Source organism: Bacillus sp. FJAT-27231, assembly GCF_001183975.1.
GTDB lineage: Bacteria > Bacillota > Bacilli > Bacillales > Domibacillaceae > Pseudobacillus > Pseudobacillus wudalianchiensis.
This window is the reverse complement of the sequence record NZ_LFZU01000001.1, coordinates 3303996-3319696: the sequence shown is the minus strand read 5'-3', so window position 1 is coordinate 3319696 and position 15701 is coordinate 3303996. Positions and strand designations below refer to the sequence as shown.

Genomic DNA, 15701 nt, shown 5'->3' with positions numbered 1-15701 from the left:
AGTGATTGGATGAATAGCAAAAAAGCTGTCTTTTATACTTCTTTAGCGGCCAGCTTATTATTAATTAGTGTTGGTGTATTTGCCCCTAAACAACTAGAAAAGTTCTCTAACTCATCACTGAGTTTTATTTATAACAACTTAGGATGGTTTATTCTTGGAAGCGTATTTATTTTCTTTGCTTTTTGTATGTATATTGGATTGTCTAAGTTCGGGCAAATTCGTCTAGGAGACGATGATGACCGGCCTGAATATAAAACAGCTACCTGGATTGGCATGCTTTTCAGCGCTTCTATTGGGATCAGTCTTGTATTCTGGGGTGTAGCAGAACCGGTTTCCTATTATATTGACCCTCCATTTGGCAAGGCCTCTTCTGAGCAGTCAGCAAAGCTCGCGATGCAATTTGTTTACTTGCATTGGGGCGTGTCGGCTTGGGCCTGTTATGCTCTCGTAGGAGTTTCCTTGGCTTTCTTTCAGTTTAGAAAAAAACTCCCGTCCTCATTGAGTTCCGTTTTTCATCCTCTTATTGGAGATAGAATTAGTGGTTCAGCAGGTAAAGCAATTGATGTGATGGTCATTCTTTCGATTGTGATTGGAATCGCTACTTCACTTGGCTTTGGAACATTGCAAGTGAATAGCGGCATGAACTTCCTGTGGGGAATCCCAATGAATATTACAACACAAGCAATCATTGTGATTGTCGTTACTTTTATTTATGTAGGTTCCACCGTTTCAGGGCTGCAAGGAGCGATGAAGAATTTATCCAATCTGAATATGATTCTTGCGTTTGCTTTATTGGGCTTTGTTCTTTTTCTCGGGCCGACTCAATCAATCTTTAAGATTTTCTTCCAAGGAGTTGGCGACTATGTTCAGAATTTTATTGGAATGTCATTTCGGACAGAGCCGTATAATGATGGTTCCTGGATTGCCAGTTGGACGCTCTTCTATTTTGGCTGGTGGATTGCTTGGGCACCGCTTGTCGGCAGCTTTGTTGCCAGGATTTCTAGAGGCAGAACGATCAAGGAATTTATGATGGGGGCTGTATTCATTCCTGTTCTTGGTTCCTTCTTCTGGTTTGCGGTAATGGGCGGATCGGCTATTCACCTCATTCAAAACATGGGAGAAAAGGCGCTCGCCACGGCAGTATCAACTGATATAACGTCTGCTTTGTTTAAGTTTTTCGAGTATTTTCCAATGAGTTCATTCCTCAGCATCCTGGCGATGGTTCTTGTGCTTGTCTTCTTTATTACATCAGCTAACTCGGCGGTTTTCGTATTAGGCATGATCAGTGAGAATGGAAATCCAAACCCGGCTCATCGGACGAAAGTTATTTGGGGAGTAGTCATCGCGGCTATTTCGGTCGTCTTGATCATGACGGGCGGTTTATCTGGATTACAGTCAGCTCTAGTAGCAACGGCTGTCCCGCTTGCTGTTCTTATGCTCGTCATGTGTTACTCCACCTATAAAGGACTGAATGAGGAACTGTTTAACATGTCCGAAAAAAAAAATAAAGAGTTAAAAGAAAAAAAAGCCATTCCTGAAAAAAAGGCTTTATAGAGGAAAGTTAAAAGCGGACTTTGATAAGTCCGCTTTTAACTTTGTTTACTAACTAGTATAAGCTACCCTTCATCTTGCGCCGCTTTTTGAGAAGAGGCATTGAGCAGAGTGATGCCAAAAATAATAAGAAACAATCCGCTGATTTTTAAGGCGCCAAAGCTTTCGCCGAACACCAGCACACCGATGATAGCAGTAAGGGCCGTACCCGCACCAGACCAAATCGCATAAGCGACAGACAGAGGGATGCTCTTCAGTGCGAAGCTAAAGAGAGTAAAGGCAGAAAGAAAACCGACAGCTACCCCGATAGAGGGAACAAGATTAGTAAATCCATCTGATAGTTTCAACATAGTAGAACCGAATATTTCAAGCAGGATTGCAAGTATTAAAAATAGCATTCCTTTCATTTTGAAGCTCCTTAGCCATTTAATAGAATGAGTCCAACCACTAGCAGCCCTATTCCTAATACACCTTGTCGATTGATCTTTTCTTTGAAAAATAATACACCTGCCACTGCCGTGAGAATCGTTCCACAGCCGCTCCACGTAGCATATACCACTCCTAGAGGCAACGTTTTCAAAGAGATGGATAATAAATAAAAGGCAATCCCGAATCCGACGATGACACCTGCTATTGGAGATAAGCGTGTGAAACCATTTGAAAGTTTCAACATGGTTGAACCGAATACTTCTGACACAATCGCGATTCCTAAAAGTATGTAAGGAAAAATCAACTTCAAGCCCTCCGTATAAGTAAAAAACTTTATCGTTATTTTAACACATTTTGTTCCCTTTCTTGATAAAAAAGGAAACGTAGGAATTTTGTCACATTTTAGATGAAACAACGGTCTGTTTTTTTATAAAATGGAAGTAATTACATAATGGGAAATCAGTTAAAGGAGGGTTTTTATGAATACTGCCCGTGTATCATCCCCGCAATGGAAATGGTTTTTAGCGTTGGCTGGGATCATTGTGCTCGCTAACTTTTCTGCTCATCACCTGATCCCCCTTCCTGCCCATGAAATGAAATTCGTTACGATGGGATCTTTACTTGATTTTATCATTGTCATTCCGCTTCTTGCTTACTTCTTCGTCTTTAAGAAAAAAAGGCAGATAGCTCCTGTCATTGGCGTGGCGCTGCTCGGCTCGGCTACTTTGTCGGAAAGTCGATCATTCCTGATGGAAGGCTTGCCGGAATGGAATGGGTTGGCTGGTTGTTAGTTGCAGGGGAAGCCGCTCTGTTTACGGCTGAGATTTGGATTGTCGTTCGCCTTATGAAAACAGTACGGACCATCCGGCGAAAAGTAAAAGCGAACAGAGAGGAAGCTACACTGACACTAGCTGTTTGGCAGCAAGCAGAAGCTGCTTTTTCAGAGAATCACTTTGCTAAAGTAATGATTTCCGAATGGGTGATGTGGAAGTTTGCGTTGGCCAGCTGGAAGCAAAAAACACCGGAATCCAATCGGTACTTTACGGCCCATCGTCGCACGAGCGTCATTGCTTTTAATATCATGCTTATTCATGCGGTTGTACTGGAGACCATTGGGGTACATTGGCTCATTCATTCGATGAATCCCGCAATTGCGTGGATCATGGTGATATTAAACATATATACGGTGTTCTTCTTTATCGGTGAAATCCAAGCGATTCGTCTTAATCCGATTATCGTAGAGCCCGATCAAATTACAGTTCCCATTGGATTAATGAAGAGGGTCACGGCTGTAAAAGAAAATATTCTCTCAATTCGCCGCGTAGTGCCTGGAGAATATAATGAGAAGGACAAAACAGCTTTTCATGGTATGTATGCCGACATAGAAAAAGGGGAACCGCAAATCGTGATTGAGCTAGAAAGCCCGGCAACCGTTCAGTATATATATGGATTCACTAAAAAAGTTGAAACGATATACTTGCGCCTCGATCAGCCGGAGGAATTTTTGGCGGCAGTAGAGGCGGAGGGGCTAAGCGAAACAAAGAGAAGAGACGAGCAAAACTAGTAAAAGAAGTGAACAAAACTTCTAGAGTAACGACGATCAATAAACAAATGAGACCGTGCATCACGGTCTCATTTTTCATTAATCAATCAGGGTTTTAGCCGGATAAAAAGTTTCGAGAAATCGCTCCGCTTTTTTGGACAAGTAGCGGTCTTTGAGCCAGATGATAGCAGATTCAGATTGAGTGGTGCAATCTTCAATTTCAATTACCTTCAAACCATCCGTTGGAAAGGAGAGGAGGGTTGATTTAGGAAGAAGAGCTGTTCCTAAGCCGGTCCGGACGAGCGATAATAACATCGCAGCGTCAGGGCATTCACAAATAATATTAGGGCTAAATCCATGTCTTTTACACTCATTCACGACGAGTTCATAAAGGCCAACACCACTGACCCGGTGCAACAGCATGAGTGGCATGTCCTTCAGATCATTCATCTGGATGACAGCGGGGTGATCCCATTTCTCCGGCATAACGGCAACAAATGGATCAGGCGGCAGTGGAATATAGGAGAACTCCTCCATTTCAAGGGGAAGCCGCACGATGGCCAATTCCACTTCACGTTGTTTTAAATAGTTCGCTAATAAGAAAGAATCGCCTTCTTTCAAACGGAATTTGACATGTGGGTATTTCTCTCTGAAATGAAGAAAGCGTTCTGGTATGTAAGAGAAGCAGGTTTTGACAGAGCCGATGGATAAGACCCCTTTTAAACCGTCTCCGACTTCTTTGACCTCAATAACAGTTTCCTCCATCTTTTCTAAAAGATATTTGGCTTTCTTGTATAAGACTTCTCCTGCTTCCGTTAATTCAAGGCTTCTGCCTTTACGTTCCAATAGTAAGACGCCAAGCTCTTCTTCTAACGCTTTCAACTGCTGACTAAGAGGTGGTTGGGCCATATGAAGTTTTTTGGCAGCTTTTGTAATTTGACCTTCTTCTGCAATGGTGGCGAAATAGCGAATTTGTCGAATATCCAACTTTGGAACCTCCTTACAAGTATGTATACTTTTAAAATATACTTAACCAATATTTTTAATATTTTTAATATTTCAATTCCTATGTTAAGTTATTTATGTAAACGATTCCACTATTTTTTCTAAATATTTAAAACTTTCTCATTTAGTGAAAAAGGAATCCATTAGAACGAATGAAGAAGTAGAACCGTTACTTCTTCGTGATGATGAAAAAGGAGCGAAGAAAACATGTCAAAAGTTCAGGAAGCGAAAGAAAAATTAAAAGGGTCGATTGCACCGGTCATTACTCCTTTTAAACAGGATGAGAGTTTGGACCTTGATACATTTAAAAGCTTAATCAATTGGCAGATTGAAAGCGGCAGCCATGGAATTTCCGTTACGGGTACATCAGGAGAGCCAAGTTCTCTAACAGTAGAAGAGAGAGAGCTTGTCATGGAAACAGCGATCAAAACAATCGATGGCCGCGTGCCGTTTGCGCCGGGTACAGGTTCTGTTAATTTCAATGAAGCGCTTCGCTTAACGAAAGCAGCACAGGAAATGGGTGCTGATGCGGCAATGGTTATTGTTCCTTATTACAACAAACCTTCCCAGCACGCTCTTTACAATCACTATAAAACGATTGCGGATGCGGTCGATATTCCAATCGTTGTCTATAACATTCCAGGACGTACAGGGGTCAACCTAGAGGTCAAAACGTTAGCCCGTTTAGTGGAAGATTGCCCGAACATTATCGGTGCTAAAGAGTCCAACAAAGACTTTGAACATGTTAACCGTGTCCTGCTGAATTGTGGCAGAGATTTCAAATTATTCTCCGGTATTGAACTGCTTTGCTATCCGATGCTGACAATCGGCGGTGCTGGTTCCATCAGTGCAACAGCAAACGTTGCCCCAGCTCAAGTAGCAGAAATGCACAACGCTTGGATGGAAGGAAATACAGAAAGAGCACTTGAGCTTCACTATGAATTAATGCCGTTAAATGACGTTCTCTTTAAAGATACGAATCCGGCACCGGTAAAAGCAGCCCTCGGCATGATGGGCAAAATCGAGCCAGTTCTGCGCAAGCCAATGGCCTTGCCAACGCAGGAATTACAGGATGAAATTCGTGAAGTGCTAAAATCATACAATATTTTTCCAGAAGGCGTTTCAGCTAACTAATTAATTGAACAAGAGAACGAATCAGCCACTATGAAAAGGTGGAGGAAATGGAAAAGGAGTGACCATGATGCAAGTACAAGCAGCTGGACAACAAGAGCTAACCCATAAACGAGTAGAGGATGTAAAACTCTATATTGATGGCCAGTTTACAGATGCCGAAGCAGGTGCCACATTTGAAAACATCAATCCATTTACGAATAAGGTAAATAATGTGGTGGCTGAAGGACGTGCTGAAGATATCAATAAAGCAGTAGCAGCTGCAAAAAGAGCGTTTGAAGAAGGGCCATGGGGAAAGATGAAAGTGGCAGAACGCATGAAGTATATCGAACGAATCGCTGATTTGATCGAAGAAAACGCGGAAGAAATTTCTTATCTGGAATCTCTTGATACGGGTCTTCCGATCAGCCAGACGAAGAAACAGGCAGCTCGTGCAGCAGAGAACTTCCGTTTTTATTCTCGCATGGTGCAATCGGTACTGCATGGAGAATCGTACCCAATGGATGATGAATTCATTAATTACACTGTATATAAGCCGCTTGGACCAATCGGGCTAATTACACCATGGAATGCGCCATTTATGCTAGAAACATGGAAAGTCGCTCCGGCTTTGGCAACGGGTAATACAGTGATCCTAAAACCGGCAGAACTATCCCCTTTGACAGCGAACAAACTGGCAGAAGTAATTGATAAAGCGGGCCTCCCAGAAGGTGTGTTCAACATCGTTCACGGCTTCGGAGAAACAGCAGGCGCAACGCTTGTGGCACATCCAGATGTAAAAGCCATTTCCTTTACTGGAGAAACAACGACAGGCTCTGTCATTATTAAGAATTCGGCAGATACGTTAAAGAAAACATCGATGGAACTTGGCGGCAAGTCCCCGCTAATCGTGTTCGATGATGCGGATCTTGACCGCGCTCTTGATGCAGCGGTATGGGGAATCTTCTCCTTTAATGGAGAACGCTGTACAGCGAACTCTCGTCTGTTCCTTCATAAAAACATTAAAGATGAGTTTGTAGAAAAATTAAAGAAACGTCTCATGAATATTAAGATCGGCGATCCAATGGATTCCAAAACACAGCTTGGACCTCTAATTGAAAAAGAACATTTTAATAAAGTTAAAAGCTACATTGAATTGGCTAAAGAAGAAGGCTGTGAGGTAATTCAGGGAGTAGTGCCTGAAGAAGTGAAAGCCGGCAACTTTGTGCCGCCAACACTTTTATTAAATGCCAAAAATGAGATGAGAGTGTGCCAGGAGGAAATCTTCGGGCCAGTTATGGCGGTCATTGAATTTGAAGACGAAGCAGAAGTGGTTAAAGCAGCAAATGATGTGCGTTATGGCCTTGCTGGATACGTGTGGACGAACGACATTAAACGCGGGCATCGTGTAGCCCAGGCAGTAGAAGCCGGCATGATCTGGATCAATGCACAAAATGTCCGTGATTTGAGAATTCCATTCGGCGGAATGAAAGACAGCGGTGTCGGTCGAGAAGGCGGACGCTATGCACTCTTTGAATTTTATACAGAACCAAAAATCATTCACGTGGCCATTGGCGATCACCATATCCCGCAATTCGGAAAGTAAACAGAATAATTAAAAGAGAGGGCGCTAAGCCAGCGCCTTCCACTTTGAAGATTGTCTAGTTACAGGCGCTAACGGCTCAAGGTCATAAGCCAAGCTGACTGCATGGCTGAAAAACGCCATTTCATCAGCCCGTCTTATGCTGGTCGCCGCTGACCGAGTGCCTTCCACTTTTACTGAAAAGGAGAGAGTTATATGCCAGCTAAAACAGGTAAGGAATACATCGAAAGAGTCGATCAGGCTCAAGCGAACGTCTGGATTGATGGAGAGCAAGTAAAAGGAAAAATCTCCGAGCATCCTGCTTTCAAAGGAGTTATGAAAACACAGGCTGAGTTGTATGATATGCAGCATGATCCAAAGAAAAAGGATTTCATGACGTACGAGTCACCAACGACCGGGGATCGTGTTGGTACGTCTTTTATCCAGCCAAGAACGAAAGAAGATTTGGAAATGCGCCGCAAAATGATGCAGGAATGGGCGCGGCATAACAACGGAATGATGGGGCGTTCACCGGATTACATTAATGTTGGAATGATGGCCTACGGATCAGCATCTGAAATGTTCGGCAAGCAAGATCCTTTCTACGCTCAGAATATGTCGAAATATTATGAATACTGTCGAGAAAATGACTTATCTTTAACGCATACACTTATCCAGCCGCAAGTAAACCGCGGTGTGAATGCTGCTCAGCTGCCAGATCCTTATATCGCAGCCCGCATTAAAGAAAAAACGTCAGAAGGCGTTGTGATTAAAGGAGCTAGATTACTGGCTACTCAAGGCGGCATTACAGATGAAATCATGGTATTCCCGTCTACCCTGTTAAAACAAGCGGAAGAAGAAAACCCTTATGCTTACGCTTTCTCTATTCCAAATAATACGCCTGGGTTAAAGTTCATCTGCCGTGAATCCTTCGATTACGGAAAGTCTAATTTTGACCATCCGCTTGGCTCACGTTTTGAGGAAATGGATACGATCGTTGTCTTTGACGATGTGGTAGTTCCGTGGGATCGCGTCTTTGCACTCGGTGATGTTGGCGTTTGTAACCAGGCTTATAACGAAAGTAATGCGGTTGTTCATATGACGCACCAAGTTGTTTCGAAAAACGTGGCAAAAACAGAGTTTATCCTCGGCTTAGTTCAGCTCATGATTGAAACGATTAACATTGGCCAATATCAGCACGTTCAAGAGAAAGCTTCTGAAATCATTATAGCGTTAGAAACAGTTAAGTCTTACGTAGCAGCGGCAGAAGCGAATGCCAAAGTTGATAAATGGGGCATCATGACACCGGATTTTACGCCATTGAACATTGCTCGCAACTACTATCCGAAGATCTACCCGCGCTTTAGTGAAATTATGCAATTGCTCGGTGCCAGCGGCTTAATGGCGATTCCAAACGAAGCAGACTTTAATTCAGAGCTCCGTCCGGATCTCGATAAATACTTACAGTCCGCTACTGGAAACGCTTACGATCGTGTGAAGTTGTATCGTTTAGCATGGGATGTTTGCATGAGTGCCTTTGGTACAAGACAAACATTGTATGAGCGCTTCTTCTTCGGCGATCCAGTGCGAATGGCAAGTGCTTTGTATAACGGCTATGACAAGCAAGAGTATGTAGATCGCGTAAAAGAGTTCTTAGACCGTTCTGAAGAGCTTGTTCAAAAATAATTCGCAAGCAAATTTTACTGGACACAATGTCAGGCTGGCTGAGAAGGCTTTTCTTTCAAGGCGAAATCTGGATGAGGATCAGGATGCTGCCGGCAGATGAAGAGGGAAGAAGGCTTTTTTTCAACAGCCTGAATAAAAGATAGCTATTCATACAAGTGAAAAAGGGAGGCAAGGGCAATGGATTTTAATATTATCCGCATTGCAAGAACAGTACTGAATGTAAAGGATCTCGAGCGCTCAAGAAAATTCTACGTGGATGCTTTAGGATTTATTGAAACAGAAACAAAGGATGACTGCATCTATTTAAGAGGCTTAGAAGAGCATGTTCATCACAGCTTAGTGTTGAAGAAGTCTGAAAAAGTCGGTGTTCACGCACTTGGTTATAAAGTAGAGAAAGAAGAAGACCTTGATAAGCTAGCAGCACTTTTCCAATCAAAAGGATTGAAAACAAAGTGGCTGGAAGAAGGTACACAGTATGCACTTGGACGTGCGCTTCATGTACATGACGTATCTGGCTTGCCGCTTGAATTCTTCTGCAAAATGGATAAAGCAGAGCGTCTGCTTCAGCGTTATGACCTTTATAAAGGGGCAAGAATTCAACGGATCGACCACGTGAACTGTGCAGTGCCGGACGTTCAAAAGGCATACGATTTCTTCATTAACGAATTGGGATTTGCCTGCTCAGAATATACAGCAACGGAAGATGAAAGCATTTGGGCAGCTTGGCTGCACCGCAAGCCAAGCGTTCATGACCAGGCGTTCATGAATGGAGAAGGCCCGCGTCTTCACCACTTTGCTTATTGGCTGCCAGATCCTTTAGCTTTGATTCATTGCTGTGATGTTCTTGCTTCCCTTGGATATGCGGACAGCATCGAACGCGGACCAGGCCGTCATGGTTTATCTAACGCTTTCTTCTTATATTTAAGAGATCCAGACGGTCACCGTATTGAGCTGTATAACGGAGACTACTTAACAAGTGATCCTGACTTTGAACCAATTCGCTGGGATTTAAATGATCCTCGCCGCCAAACATTCTGGGGAGCTAAAGCGCCGGATAGCTGGTTCAATGAAACATCTCCATTCTTAGATATCGAAACAGGAGAATACGTGAAAACAGAAGCAGCGAAGCTTGAACAAAAGAAACCTGAATTTATCATTTAACGTAACGGGAGGAACACAGAATGGATGATCGTTTATTTCGCAACGCCATGGGGAAATTTGCGACAGGCGTCACAGTGATTACGACCGAGTTGGACGGAGAAGCACACGGCATGACAGCGAATGCCTTCATGTCCGTGTCACTCAATCCGAAGCTTGTCTTAATTTCAATTGGTGAAAAAGCAAAAATGCTTGAGAAAATCAATGAATCTGGCAAATTTGCTGTCAACATTTTAGCGGCGGAGCAACAGGAAGTGTCTATGTTGTTCGCTGGCCAGATTAAGGAAAAGCGCGAGGCTGAATTTGATCGCATTCAGGATGTGCCAGTCATTAAAGATGCGCTTGCCAATGTGGTTTGTAACGTTTATTCAAAGCAAGTAGCCGGAGATCATACACTGTTCATCGGTGAAGTGCAGGACATTGTCTTACGCGAAGGGTCACCGCTTACTTTCTTTGAAGGAAAATACGGCCAGCTTGCAGAAGGACAGCTCGCTTAAGTAAAACGAAAGGGGACATGCAACTGATGGAAACGGTTCACATTGAATATCCAAACCAAATTCCCACACAAGCTGGGTCAGCTCCTTGTGTACTGGCACTCGGTTTTTTCGACGGAGTCCATATCGGGCATCGCGGCATTCTTGAGGCGGCAAAAGCAGCAGCAAGAAAAAAGGGATATCAATTCAACGTTATGACTTTTTATCCTCACCCGAAAGATATTCTCTTTCCAGACCGGGAGCCTATGACTTACTTGACGCCGCTGCCAGTAAAAGAAGAGCGTTTTGAGGAACTTGGTGTCGATCAATTATTCATTGTGAAATTTACTCCGGACTTTGCAAAGCTATCCCCTGAAGATTTTATTGAACACTATATTATGGGGCTTCACTGCAAACATGTAGTGGCCGGATTTGACTATCACTATGGCCATAAAGGAAAAGGCAACATGGAAACACTCACAGAAGCAGGACGAGGCAAGTTTGAAGTGACGACAGTTCAAAAAATAGAACAGCAAGCTCAAAAAATCAGTTCGACAGCGGTCCGTGAGTTGTTAGCTGCTGGGAAAGTAGAGCGTGCTTCAGAGTTGCTCGGCTATGCTTACGAGGTGAGAGGTGAAGTAAAACAAAACTCTTTATTTTATAAGAACCATCAATTTATCAAGGCGGATATTGCGGAAGCGTACCGCTTGCCAAAGCTAGGTGTGTACCGCGTGGAAGCAGAAATAGAGGGGCGGGTGTATGAAGGTGTTTGCCATCAGATGTCTATAACAGACCGTCAGCCGTCTTTGCTTATTCAGCTGAAAGATTGTTTCACCGATACGTATGGAAAAAAAGTAAACATCAAATGGCTGAAATACATGTTTGGCAAGCAAAGTGAAACCTCTGAAGTGAGTGACTATATTCAACGAGATGAAATGGTCATTTAATGGCCGCTTTGTTAATAAATAAAAGAGAAACTAGGGGAGCAGCCATATGTCTCCCCTTTCACCCTGTCCAGAATTTCTTTATAAAAAGTTCTGTTCACAAAGTTCCATGAAAAAAAGGGCTAGAAAGAATATTGCCAAAGGAGTGGAAGAAAGATGATAACAGCAAACGTGAAATTTCAAGGCACGCTGCAATCAGATGAAATTAAGGTGAAATTGACAGAAGGTGTCGTTGAAAAAGAAGGTCAGTCATTCAGCTTTGAACAATTAGCTGTTGATGCACCGGTTTCCGGAACGGTTTATGGCACGCTTTTAAACTATAAAGGAGCTTTGGAAGCACTAGGAGAGGCGGTGAATGAAGCGCCTTATAAAGCAGCTCCTAAAGCACCTATTCTTTACATTAAGCCAGCCAACACAATTAATAGCCATAACCGGCCGATTCCACTTCCAGAAGGAGTTGAGGCGCTTGAAATGGGAGCGGCACTTGGTATTGTTATTGGCCGTACAGCTACACGGGTGAGTGAAGAAGAGGCACTTGGCTATGTAGCGGGCTATACGGTGGTGAATGACGTCAGCATTCCACATGAAAGCGTCTATCGCCCGGCAATCCGCCAAAAAGCACGCGATGGCTTTTGTCCAATCGGCCCATGGATCGTAAAGCGGGAGGCGGTTCAACATCCTGATCAGGTACATACACGCGTATATATTAATGGAGAATTGCGTCAGGAAAATACAACAGCAAACTTAATTCGCCCAGTTGCTAAATTATTGGCAGACGTCACAGATTTCATGACGCTGCACGTCGGGGATACGCTTCTTGTAGGTGTTCCTGAAGAGGCACCGCTTGCTAAAGCTGGAGATGTTGTCCGTATTGAAATAGAGGGAGTAGGCGTGCTAGAAAATACGATTGTACCTGAAAAAGAAACAGCAGAGGGGGGCTTAAAATGAAGAGAGCGAAAGTAGCTTATGCAGGAGCGATTCATGAAGCGGTGGAGAAAGACGGCCGCTTACAGCTAAACGATGGCCGGATTGTCGAAGAACAAGATGTTGTCTGGCTTCCGCCAGTAGAACCGAGAACTGTTTTTGCTTTAGGGTTGAATTATGCCGATCATGCTGCGGAACTTTCCTTTAAAGCACCAGAAGAGCCTCTTGTTTTCTTAAAAGGGCCAAACACCTTTATTGGACATCGAGGACAGACACGGCGGCCAGCAGACGTTGACTATATGCATTATGAATGTGAGCTTGCTGTTGTCATCGGCCGCCCGGCACGGAATGTGAAACGAGAAGAGGCCTATGAATATGTATCAGGTTATACCGTCGCTAATGATTACGCCATCCGCGATTATTTAGAAAACTACTATCGTCCAAATTTACGAGTGAAAAATCGGGATACGTGTACACCAATTGGCCCTTGGTTCGTTGATAAAGCAGCTGTTCAGGATCCAATGAATTTGACATTGAGAACGTATGTAAATGGAGAGCTCACGCAAGAAGGCAACACAAAAGATATGGTTTTTGATATTCCTTATTTAATTGAATACTTGAGCAGCTTTATGACATTGAATGAGGGCGACATTATTTTAACAGGTACACCGAAAGGGTCGGTTGATACAAAAGTTGGGGATGAAGTCATTACGGAAATCGAAGGGATCGGCCGCCTGGTGAATACTATTGTTGGAGATGAAACCTTTGGCATCGAGGAGACTTCTAAAAAGGTAACGTCTCAGCAGACAACATAAAAGGGGGAGACCTGCATGCCGCATTTCATCATTGAATATACGGATAATATTAAAGCAGAGGCGCATATTCCGGCTCTGCTCAAGAAAATCAATCAAACGCTTATTTCCTATGGTGATGTGTTTCCAATTGGGGGCATTCGTTCAAGAGCTATTGAACTGCAAGATTATTTTATTGCTGATGGGACAGAAGATGATGCCTTTGTCCATGCTGCGTTGAAAATTGGCGCAGGCCGCTCTGAAGAAGTAAAAAAAGCGGTGTGTGATGAATTGTTTGCCGTTATAAAAAAACATTTCGCTGATCTTTTCGCTAAGCGTTATTTAGCATTGTCTATGGAGCTAATCGAATTTAGTGAGGCTGGCACGTATAAACAGAATAATATCCATGCTCGTTACAAAAAAACAGCTTCAGAAAAATAGAATGAGCCACATACGAAAGAGTTGAGAGCGCAGGCAGAGTGATCAGGCTGATTGATAGTTGTCTTTTGAGACGCAAGCCTAACAAATAGCAGAGTGCCCATGAAGGGCATGAGCATGGCAGGCGAGCAAGGAAGAAAGCGGGCATTTATCAACAGCCTGAAAGCTTGTTATAGCTTTTTTTCATTTTCGAAGAGGCAGAATAAAAGGAGGAAGTCATCATGTTTGGTATGGAAGATCCGATCATTGCTTTTGCTTGGATTGGCACCATTTTATCGATGGTTGGCTGTGTTGTCTTCGGGGCAGTTATGTGGAATCGTGGAGAAGAGGAGTGAGGTAAGTGAATTTTGCTATATTAATCCCGATACTTTTACTTTACTTGGGCATCATGTCGGCTCTTGCCTATTATGGTTATAAAACAACAAGGTCGGAAGCGGATTACTTAGTCGGAGGAAGAGGCATTAATCCTACTGTTATGGCGCTTTCTTACGGAGCCACTTTTATTAGTACTTCTTCTTTAATTGGTTTTGGCGGTGTAGCATCCTTATATGGCTTTGGTCTGCTATGGCTTTGCTTTTTAAATATTGTGTTCGGTGTTTTTGTTTCCTTTGTCTTCTTCGGGACGCGCATTCGAAAAGTGTCTGAGCAGCTGGAGGCTTACACATTTGCTGAGCTTTTAGGAAAGCGCTATCAGTCGAAATTCATCACTGTTTTTTCTGGTATTATTATTTTTGTTCTAATGCCGGCTTATACGAGCATTGTTTTAGTTGGAGGGGGGCGTTTTCTGCAAGAAACCCTTTCGATGAATTATAATGTGGCATTGTTGGTATTAGCCGTTATTGTCGGTTTTTATGTGTTAAGCGGCGGGATTAAAGCCGTTATGTATACCGATGCTTTTGCAGCTATTGTCATGTTTATCGGGATGGCGATCTTCTTGTTTATGGGCTATAAAGCAGTAGGGGGAGTCATAGATGGACATGCTGGCTTAACGGCGATGAAAGAGCTTGTTCCACAGCCCTTAGTAGAGCAAGGACACCGCGGCTGGACTTCGATGCCGGAGCTAGGTTCTCCCATTTGGTGGACGTTAGTCAGTACGATTGTCATGGGGGTAGGAATTGGTGTATTGGCACAGCCTCAGCTTGTCATGCGTTTCATGACAGTCAAGAATAATCAGGCTCTATACCGTTCAGTCATTGTGGGCGGAGTCTTCATTTTCTTCATGACGGGTGCCGCTTTTATGCTTGGACCGATTAGTAATCTTTATTTCCACGAGCACGTAGGGAAGCTTTCTATAGAGGTAGCGAAAGGAAATGTAGATCTTGTGATCCCTGCTTTGATTAATCACTTAATGCCAGAATGGTTTGTTTATTTATTTACTTTAACGTTGTTATCAGCAGCCATTTCAACGATCAGCTCGCTTATACACTTACAAGGGTCTGCTTTTGGACAAGATATCTTGAAGAGTTTTGGCATTACATCAATTTTCGGAATCGATGCTTCCCGCATTGGCGTATTAATTGGCATTGTAGCAGCTGTTGCGTTGTCTTATGTATTGCCAGGAGGTGTTATCGCACAGGCGACAGCTTTCTGGTTCGGCATATGTGCAGCCGGCTTTTTGCCTGTTATGATTGGAGCGTTCTTTTGGAAAGGTTCCACAAGAGCAGGAGCAAAAGCAAGCATGATTGTTGGTTTCGCTATCAGTATTTTAGGATTCATATTTTTGCATGAAAAGGAAGCAGCTGTTCTAGGGCTATCCAAAGCTTTATTCGGAAAAGATACGCTATTAGCTTATCCGATGACACATGTTGACCCTTTATTTTATGCGCTGCCGTTATCTGCTATCGTCTTCGTCGTCGTAAGCTTGCTTACGACAAAAGAAACAGCAAAAGGAGAACAGCAGCAAGAACAAGCTGGGTAATAATTCAATAGATAAGATAAAGTAATCCCCTTTAAGTAGAATGTAACACTACCTGAAGGGGATTTAATTATTGATATGGCAAACTTGGAATGTAAAGCAAGCGGTGTAGAAGAAGGAGGAGTCTTTTTGCTAAAAGCTCTGTTAATGAT

At 43.2% G+C, this 15701-nt stretch carries 17 protein-coding genes; 14 read left to right on the top strand and 3 right to left on the bottom strand.

Annotated elements, in window-relative coordinates; translation table 11 throughout:
* Positions 1-9 precede the first annotated feature (9 nt).
* Positions 10-1554 carry a BCCT family transporter gene (locus AC623_RS16020; protein WP_049664245.1) on the top strand — a complete coding sequence of 515 codons (1545 nt, stop codon included), beginning with the start codon at positions 10-12 and terminating at the stop codon, positions 1552-1554.
* A gap of 62 nt (positions 1555-1616) precedes the next feature.
* Here AC623_RS16020 and AC623_RS16015 read toward each other — a convergent pair whose 3' ends face one another.
* Together AC623_RS16015 and AC623_RS16010 are read right to left on the bottom strand one after the other, a co-directional pair.
* Positions 1617-1958 carry a DMT family transporter gene (locus AC623_RS16015; RefSeq protein ID WP_049664241.1) on the bottom strand — a complete coding sequence of 114 codons (342 nt, stop codon included), beginning with the start codon at positions 1956-1958 and terminating at the stop codon, positions 1617-1619.
* Between the two features lie 11 nt (positions 1959-1969).
* Positions 1970-2284: a DMT family transporter gene (locus AC623_RS16010; protein ID WP_049664236.1), complete on the bottom strand. Its 315-nt coding sequence runs from the start codon at positions 2282-2284 to the stop codon at positions 1970-1972.
* A 175-nt stretch (positions 2285-2459) separates the two neighbouring features.
* Here AC623_RS16010 and AC623_RS16005 point away from each other — a divergent pair, with 175 nt between their 5' ends.
* Complete coding sequence (locus AC623_RS16005; RefSeq protein WP_049664231.1) at positions 2460-2771, top strand: hypothetical protein; 312 nt, start codon at positions 2460-2462, stop codon at positions 2769-2771.
* Positions 2747-3544, top strand: a complete 798-nt coding sequence (locus tag AC623_RS16000) for a hypothetical protein (protein WP_049664230.1) — start codon at positions 2747-2749, stop codon at positions 3542-3544. The genes AC623_RS16005 and AC623_RS16000 overlap by 25 nt, the downstream gene beginning before the upstream one ends.
* Positions 3545-3622: 78 nt before the next feature.
* On the opposite strand, the gene AC623_RS15995 is transcribed toward AC623_RS16000, so the two are convergent.
* Positions 3623-4510, bottom strand: a complete 888-nt coding sequence (locus tag AC623_RS15995; RefSeq protein ID WP_049664228.1) for a LysR family transcriptional regulator — start codon at positions 4508-4510, stop codon at positions 3623-3625.
* Positions 4511-4735: 225 nt separating this feature from the next.
* Between AC623_RS15995 and hpaI the strand changes: the two genes are divergently transcribed.
* From hpaI to AC623_RS15945, 11 genes are all read left to right on the top strand, one after another.
* Entirely contained in the window at positions 4736-5662 is a 927-nt protein-coding gene (gene hpaI, locus AC623_RS15990; protein ID WP_049664225.1) for a 2,4-dihydroxyhept-2-ene-1,7-dioic acid aldolase, read from the top strand.
* A 67-nt stretch (positions 5663-5729) separates the two neighbouring features.
* Complete coding sequence (gene hpaE, locus AC623_RS15985; RefSeq protein ID WP_049664221.1) at positions 5730-7244, top strand: 5-carboxymethyl-2-hydroxymuconate semialdehyde dehydrogenase; 1515 nt, start codon at positions 5730-5732, stop codon at positions 7242-7244.
* Between the two features lie 192 nt (positions 7245-7436).
* A complete protein-coding gene (gene hpaB / locus AC623_RS15980) occupies positions 7437-8906 on the top strand; it encodes a 4-hydroxyphenylacetate 3-monooxygenase, oxygenase component (RefSeq protein WP_049664218.1) in 1470 nt (489 codons plus the stop codon).
* Between the two features lie 177 nt (positions 8907-9083).
* Complete coding sequence (gene hpaD, locus AC623_RS15975) at positions 9084-10067, top strand: 3,4-dihydroxyphenylacetate 2,3-dioxygenase (RefSeq protein ID WP_049664216.1); 984 nt, start codon at positions 9084-9086, stop codon at positions 10065-10067.
* A 20-nt stretch (positions 10068-10087) separates the two neighbouring features.
* Positions 10088-10561, top strand: a complete 474-nt coding sequence (locus tag AC623_RS15970; protein ID WP_049664212.1) for a flavin reductase family protein — start codon at positions 10088-10090, stop codon at positions 10559-10561.
* Between the two features lie 26 nt (positions 10562-10587).
* The gene (locus AC623_RS15965) at positions 10588-11484 is read left to right on the top strand and encodes a riboflavin kinase (RefSeq protein WP_049664210.1); all 897 of its coding nucleotides are present in this window, start codon (positions 10588-10590) and stop codon (positions 11482-11484) included.
* Positions 11485-11637: 153 nt separating this feature from the next.
* The gene (locus AC623_RS15960; RefSeq protein WP_049664208.1) at positions 11638-12429 is read left to right on the top strand and encodes a fumarylacetoacetate hydrolase family protein; all 792 of its coding nucleotides are present in this window, start codon (positions 11638-11640) and stop codon (positions 12427-12429) included.
* Positions 12426-13220 carry a fumarylacetoacetate hydrolase family protein gene (locus AC623_RS15955; RefSeq protein WP_049664206.1) on the top strand — a complete coding sequence of 265 codons (795 nt, stop codon included), beginning with the start codon at positions 12426-12428 and terminating at the stop codon, positions 13218-13220. Before AC623_RS15960 ends, AC623_RS15955 begins: the two co-directional genes overlap by 4 nt.
* 15 nt (positions 13221-13235) lie before the next feature.
* Positions 13236-13637 carry a 5-carboxymethyl-2-hydroxymuconate Delta-isomerase gene (locus AC623_RS15950; RefSeq protein WP_049664203.1) on the top strand — a complete coding sequence of 134 codons (402 nt, stop codon included), beginning with the start codon at positions 13236-13238 and terminating at the stop codon, positions 13635-13637.
* Positions 13638-13855: 218 nt separating this feature from the next.
* Complete coding sequence (locus AC623_RS22175) at positions 13856-13969, top strand: symporter small accessory protein (protein WP_331457005.1); 114 nt, start codon at positions 13856-13858, stop codon at positions 13967-13969.
* 5 nt (positions 13970-13974) lie between these two features.
* Positions 13975-15552: a sodium:solute symporter family protein gene (locus AC623_RS15945; RefSeq protein WP_049664200.1), complete on the top strand. Its 1578-nt coding sequence runs from the start codon at positions 13975-13977 to the stop codon at positions 15550-15552.
* Positions 15553-15701: the final 149 nt, after the last annotated feature.